The organism is Planktothrix sp. PCC 11201 (genome assembly GCF_900009135.1).
Classification (GTDB): Bacteria; Cyanobacteriota; Cyanobacteriia; order Cyanobacteriales; family Microcoleaceae; genus Planktothrix.
Map to the genome: position 1 here is coordinate 119,769 of NZ_LT797710.1, position 6,088 is coordinate 125,856.

Here is a 6,088-nt window from a genome sequence, read left to right on the forward strand (position 1 = left end):
TTCGAGTTAAACAGATGGAAATGGATATTTCACAACCGCCAATTTTAAAAACTCCAGAACCTCAATATGGAGATTTGATTTTTGATTCCCACACCTTAGCTGTTTCAATTGTTGTACCTATTTACAATGAAGTAGAAAGTTTACCGCGATTGATCGAAGCGATTGATACAAATATGGCCTATCTGGGTTTAACTTATGAATTGATCTGTGTCGATGATGGGTCAAGCGATGGGTCAACAGAACTCCTGAAACAGCAAGCCGCCATTAATCCTCATCTCAAAGCCATTGTTCTCCGGCGCAATTATGGTCAGACCGCAGCCATGGCGGCGGGGTTTAAGTATTCCCAGGGTCAGGTAATTATTACCCTGGATGGCGATTTACAAAACGATCCCCAGGATATTTCTCTCCTGCTAAGGGAATTGGGTAAAGGGTATGATGTCGTCAGTGGTTGGCGGAAAAATCGACAAGATGCCAAACTGAGCCGTTTACTTCCTTCCCGAATTGCGAACTGGCTGATTAGCAAAATGACCGGGGTGCAGTTACATGACTATGGCTGTTCTCTCAAAGCCTACCGGACTGAGTTAATCGCCGATATGAACCTCTATGGAGAATTACACCGATTTTTACCCGCTTTAGCATTTATTGAAGGGGCAAAAATTACTGAAATTCCTGTTAACCACCATGCTCGTCGTTTTGGTCAGAGTAAGTATGGTTTAGATCGTACCTTCCGAGTCGTGATGGATCTGTTAACCATTTCTTTTATCAAAAAATTCCTAACTCGACCCATGCACGTTTTTGGTCTGTTAGGAATATTAGCTTTTGCGATTGGAATTGTTGTGGGTGCTTATTTGAGTTTTATTCGCCTGGTCTTGGGCCAAGAGATTGCCGCTCGTCCCTTACTTACCCTAGCGGTGCTCATGACCCTAACCGGAATTCAACTTTTTTGCTTTGGTCTGTTGGCAGAACTCTCAATGCGAACCTATCACGAATCCCAAGATCGACCGATCTATAGAGTTCGGGAAGTGATCGAATCTCATGGTAACAGCAATAACTCAAAAACCAATTAATCTTCTAAACTGGGAATGGCACTGTTGACGGGAAAGACTTTACACATCATATATTCGGGATGAAAAGTTGCGGACGGGTGACAAACTAACGAGGAGGACGGAGTTTCCACGGGATTGTTTTGAGGTTGAATACACACAGCCACCTGTCCAACTCCAATCATTAAGGTTTGGACTTGTTCAACAATTTGATCAAGATCCACCAGTAATGTTTCCGCTACAAATAGGGAAGGGGTAACAATAAAAAAGGTTTTGACTCCGGTGGGACTAGGAGCAAAACCAAAGCTACATTCAGAAAGTTGGGACTGGTTTAAGGGAGGGAGAGCATCATGAAAACGTTTAATTAACGCCTGATGCAAAGACTGACTTAGCGCACGATCGTCAGATATCGGTTGGGGTAACATGATTCGTCCTTACCAAAAAATTCGGTATAAAGCTCCGTCCCTTCGACAATCCTTTCGACAAGCTCAAGACAGGCTGTTTGAGGACGGCTTTTTATGATTTACCTATTATTTACTCTACCCCCCAGTTTAACATTAACTAATTTCCCATTGGTTTAAATTTTTAATCAGAGTCATAAGCAAACCCTGGGGTCATCTCAGAACTTCCCTCTATAACCAGCAAACCTAACCATTAATTTTGTATTCTTTCCACCGGGGTATTGATCGTTTTAGCTTTTTTAAAAGTTAATAATCCTAACCCAGCCAAAAATAAAGCCAAAATTGCCATCACCACAATAAAGATTTTTTTGGTTTTCATCGTTGCTGCTTCATATTGCAACAACATTTCCTGTTTGATTTTTTTCTCTTGTTCCGAAGGTTCTGGATTCATGAAATTTAGGATTATAGGTTGAAAGTTGACGGGTGAATATACACCGCCAACTTCCTTCTATCTAATTAACTTACCGAACTTTGGACAACTTCTTGAGACTGGGGCACACTCTGGGTCTGTATGAAAACAGACAAACGATTCAGGGCATTCAAATAGGCCTGAGCCGAGGCTACAATAATATCGGTATTAGCCGCATGACCAGAAAACACCCGGTCTTGATAACGTAACCGAATCGTTACTTCTCCGATCGCATCAATTCCCGCCGTCACCGACTGCACAGAAAACTCAATTAACTCATTTGGTACATTGGTGACTCGGTTAATCGCCTGATAGACCGCATCCACCGGGCCAGTCCCAATGGCTGCATCGGTTAATTCCTGACCATCGGGGGTACGGACTGTGACCGTGGCTGTGGGACGGGCTTGATTGCCACAGGATACCTGGACAAATTCCAAATGGAATAATTCCGGGGTTTGTTGAATTTCATCCTTAACAATGGCTTCCAAATCCCAATCGGTGATTTCTTTTTTCTTATCCGCCAATTCCTTAAACCGGATAAACGCCTTATTCACCTCCGGGTCGGTCAACTCAAATCCCAACTCCCGCATCCGAGATTGAAAGGCATGGCGGCCGGAATGTTTGCCCAAAACAATCAGGTTATCATTCAACCCAATCGATTGAGCATCCATGATTTCATAGGTGCGCTTATGTTTTAATATCCCATCTTGATGAATTCCCGACTCATGGGCAAAGGCATTCGCCCCGACAATGGCCTTATTCGGTTGGACTAACATCCCGGTTAAGTTAGACACCAAGCGAGAGGTTTTATAAATTTGGCGGGTGTCAATATTGGTCAAGGAGGCTTCTGATTCTGGATCTCGACCCAAAAAAGGATTAAAATACTGCCGACGGACGTGCAAGGCCATTACCAGTTCTTCTAAGGCAGCATTTCCGGCCCGTTCTCCGATGCCATTAATTGTACATTCCAACTGCCGCGCCCCATTTTTCACGGCTTCTAAGAAGTTAGCCACGGCTAAACCCAAATCATTATGACCATGGACGGAAATAATCGCTTGGTCGATATTGGGGACATTTTCTTTAATCCCCTTAATGATCGCCCCAAATTCCGCCGGGGTGGTATAACCGACGGTATCTGGGATATTAACCGTGGTGGCTCCGGCTGCGATCGCTCGCTCCAAAACTTGATACAAAAATTCCGGGTCAGACCGTCCCGCATCTTCGGGGGAAAACTCAATATCATCCACAAAGGATTTGGCATAGGCGACCATTTCCGAGGTAATATCCAAGACCTCAGAGCGGGTTTTTTTCAATTTATATTGCAAATGGATATCGCTGGTGGCAATAAAGGTATGAATTCGACGATGGAAAGCCGGAGAAACCGCCTTCGCCGCCGCCTCAATATCCCCTTTCACCGATCGGGCTAAACTACAAATAACCGGGCCATCTTCTGTGCCTACTGCTTCGGCAATTCGAGAAACTGCATCAAAATCCCCATGACTAGCGATCGCAAATCCCGCCTCGATCACATCCACCCCTAAACGGGCCAATTGTCGAGCAATCACCAACTTTTCATCCACATTCAGGGTAGCCCCCGGACACTGTTCGCCATCGCGCAAAGTCGTATCAAAAATAATAATTCGGTCGGGGTTAGGTTGAAATTTCATAAAAGAAAATCTCCTTGTAAGATTACTCGTACAGGCCTGCTGCTGGTACTATCTCTACACTGGTACAGACGCGCCATGGCACGTCTCTACACTGATAACTGATTAATAGTCCGTTTTTTCAATCTGTTCTCGAATATCGTTAAGATCGATATAGCGATCGGTGGCATTACGCAGTTCTCTGGCGATCATTCCTTCTGTAGAAACAACGGTAATATGAGTATTTTTAGATCGTAACAGTTCAATCGCTCGTTCAAAGTCCCCATCTCCACTAAATAGAACCACCCGATCATATTGTTCTACCGTATTAAACATATCTACAACAATTTCAATATCTAAATTAGCTTTTTGGGAATACCGACCGGAACTATCATCGTAGTATTCTTTGAGAATTTTAGTGCGAACTGTATAACCTAGACTAATCAGAGCATCTCGGAATCCTCTTTGATCTTGGGGGTCTTTGAGTCCTGTATACCAAAAGGCATTGACCAGGGTGATATCCACTTGTTCTGTTTTGAAATAGGTCAAAACCCTACGGGGATCAAAAAACCAACCATTTTTTTGTTGAGCATAGAACATATTGTTACCGTCCACAAAAATAGAAAGACGGTTTTTTACGTTAGGCATAGAAAATTAAGACCTAATATTTGTAGAAATGAATTTAATCTAAATATTCTATCTTAACATCCATAATCAAATAAAGTATATGCCTCAACAAAGGCTGTTGTCTTGCCATAAATATTTTATTCGATAGATGTAAAGATATAATTTGATCCTACTGCATTAATTTGGCAGTCAACACTAATATATCTTGGTTATTCATATAATTTTATGTTTATAAAATATCATATATGATTATCTTTAATTATATGTTTAACGAAAATTTACAATACTCTTAGGAGTTCTGGGAAAAGCTATGGAAAACAATAAAAGTCCAAATCCCTGATGGAGCCACTCATCCGACATTTTCCCAAACCACAGACCTGGGGCTGATGACCGACTCAGCTAGAATTTTTTGCTTTCTAGCGCCCATCGGGCTAGTTCTGTCCGATTATGAAGACCTGTTTTTCCCAACATATTACTGACATGGCTTTCAATTGTGCGCTGACTGACTTTCATAATCCGAGCAATATCACGGTTAGCTAAACCTTGAGTGACTAAGCGAACAACCCTTAATTCCGTCGGGGTGAGTTGTACATTTCGACGCACTCGCAGTTTAGGGCCACTATTATCCAGATTAGAACTTGGGCTGCTGGTTAAACGAGCGGCTTGGCGCAGGGAGGACTCCACTTGAGCCACTAATTCTTCCGGTTCAAAGGGTTTGACAATGTAGACATCTGCTCCGGTATTTAAGCCTTTAACCTTATCCTGACTTTGACCTTTAGCCGATAAAAACAGAACAGGAATCCATCCAGTGCGGGGGTCTTCTCGAATTTTTTTCACCAGACTATAACCATCCATTTCTGGCATCATAATATCGCAGATCATTAGATCAGGAAGTTCATCTTCGAGAATCTCCAGTGCAATCACACCGTTTTCTGCCGTGACCACATCATATCCCCTAAACTCCAAATAGTCCCTGACCAATAAAATCAGGTTAGGGTCATCATCCACAAGCATGAGTCGTTTTTGATCTCCGTTCCTATCCTTCATTTAAAACCTGTTCCAAGGTCGAATCCGACAACAACATTAAGGTCAATTTTTGATATCTGGTTTGGTGATATCTGTTTAGAGGTTTATTTCCGATCAAGAGATATCACCCAAATATAGATATATTCGCAAGTATAATAGATTACTCAACAATTTATCCAAGATCGATTATACCTGAAATACAACCTGCTTAAGTTAAAAATACTGACGAAAAAAACATTTAAAGTTTTAACAGATCGGTTTTCTAATCCCTTACCCAAATGGGGATTAGGAAAAGTCATGGGCTAGAGGATGGGTTAAAAACACATACTCTTGCACTACTTGAGAACCTAAAATATGTTCTTGAAGAATCCGTTCAATTACCTCCGGTGTTGCGGAATGATACCAAACCCCATCGGGATAAACGACTAAAATAGGGCCATGAGTACAAACACGCAGACAATTTGTTTTGGTTCTAAAGGTGCAACTGGGTTTACCCTCTGTCACTTGATCCAGTTTTAACTCAGTTAATCGTTTTTTTAAATAGTCCCACGCCTCTAAACTTTGCTCTTTGGAGCAACAGAGGGGTTTAGTCTGATCCGCACAAATAAAAATATGACGCTCAATTTTATCTAATCCCAAGGTCTGCACCTTCTTAGCTAGATCGACCTTGATTAAATCAGACTCAGGGGCAGTAATACTCACAGATTCCAACGAAGATGACATAAAATTACGCAGTTTGATCAAAAAAACCCTACAAATCCATCCTAACAGTTGTTGATTGTAGATTGTTGATTACCAGCGACTGAGAACCCACTACTTACTCCCTACCCCCCTGCCTCCCCTGCCTCCCCTGCCTCCCCTGCTCCCCCTGCCTCCCCT

General features: G+C 42.4%; 7 protein-coding genes. 1 reads left to right on the forward strand and 6 read right to left on the reverse strand.

Annotation, left to right across the window (positions count from 1 at the left end):
- The first annotated feature begins 20 nt into the window (after positions 1 to 20).
- Complete coding sequence (locus PL11201_RS19805) at positions 21 to 1,067, forward strand: glycosyltransferase family 2 protein (protein ID WP_079681043.1); 1,047 nt, start codon at positions 21 to 23, stop codon at positions 1,065 to 1,067.
- Here the strand turns inward: PL11201_RS19805 and PL11201_RS19810 are convergent.
- The 6 genes from PL11201_RS19810 to PL11201_RS19835 form a co-directional block, all read right to left on the reverse strand.
- On the reverse strand, positions 1,064 to 1,468 hold the full coding sequence (locus PL11201_RS19810) for a hypothetical protein (protein WP_079680607.1): 405 nt from the start codon (positions 1,466 to 1,468) through the stop codon (positions 1,064 to 1,066). The two genes, PL11201_RS19805 and PL11201_RS19810, sit on opposite strands and share 4 nt — an antisense overlap.
- A 229-nt stretch (positions 1,469 to 1,697) precedes the next feature.
- A complete protein-coding gene (locus PL11201_RS19815; RefSeq protein WP_079680608.1) occupies positions 1,698 to 1,895 on the reverse strand; it encodes a hypothetical protein in 198 nt (65 codons plus the stop codon).
- Between the two features lie 65 nt (positions 1,896 to 1,960).
- Positions 1,961 to 3,580, reverse strand: coding sequence for a 2-isopropylmalate synthase (locus PL11201_RS19820; RefSeq protein WP_079680609.1), 1,620 nt, complete (start codon positions 3,578 to 3,580; stop codon positions 1,961 to 1,963).
- 102 nt (positions 3,581 to 3,682) lie between these two features.
- Complete coding sequence (locus tag PL11201_RS19825) at positions 3,683 to 4,204, reverse strand: LabA-like NYN domain-containing protein (RefSeq protein WP_026788799.1); 522 nt, start codon at positions 4,202 to 4,204, stop codon at positions 3,683 to 3,685.
- Positions 4,205 to 4,582: 378 nt separating this feature from the next.
- A complete protein-coding gene (locus tag PL11201_RS19830; protein ID WP_079680610.1) occupies positions 4,583 to 5,230 on the reverse strand; it encodes a response regulator transcription factor in 648 nt (215 codons plus the stop codon).
- 264 nt (positions 5,231 to 5,494) lie between these two features.
- A complete protein-coding gene (locus PL11201_RS19835; protein ID WP_079680611.1) occupies positions 5,495 to 5,932 on the reverse strand; it encodes a (2Fe-2S) ferredoxin domain-containing protein in 438 nt (145 codons plus the stop codon).
- Between the last annotated feature and the right edge of the window lie 156 nt (positions 5,933 to 6,088).

Bases quoted from the DNA above. Each gene is read 5' to 3' on its own strand.
- PL11201_RS19805 (WP_079681043.1), top strand. From the start codon at position 21: ATGGATATTTCACAACCGCCAATTTTAAAAACTCCAGAACCTCAATAT.
- PL11201_RS19810 (WP_079680607.1), bottom strand. From the start codon at position 1,468: ATGTTACCCCAACCGATATCTGACGATCGTGCGCTAAGTCAGTCTTTG.
- PL11201_RS19815 (WP_079680608.1), bottom strand. From the start codon at position 1,895: ATGAATCCAGAACCTTCGGAACAAGAGAAAAAAATCAAACAGGAAATG.
- PL11201_RS19820 (WP_079680609.1), bottom strand. From the start codon at position 3,580: ATGAAATTTCAACCTAACCCCGACCGAATTATTATTTTTGATACGACT.
- PL11201_RS19825 (WP_026788799.1), bottom strand. From the start codon at position 4,204: ATGCCTAACGTAAAAAACCGTCTTTCTATTTTTGTGGACGGTAACAAT.
- PL11201_RS19830 (WP_079680610.1), bottom strand. From the start codon at position 5,230: ATGAAGGATAGGAACGGAGATCAAAAACGACTCATGCTTGTGGATGAT.
- PL11201_RS19835 (WP_079680611.1), bottom strand. From the start codon at position 5,932: ATGTCATCTTCGTTGGAATCTGTGAGTATTACTGCCCCTGAGTCTGAT.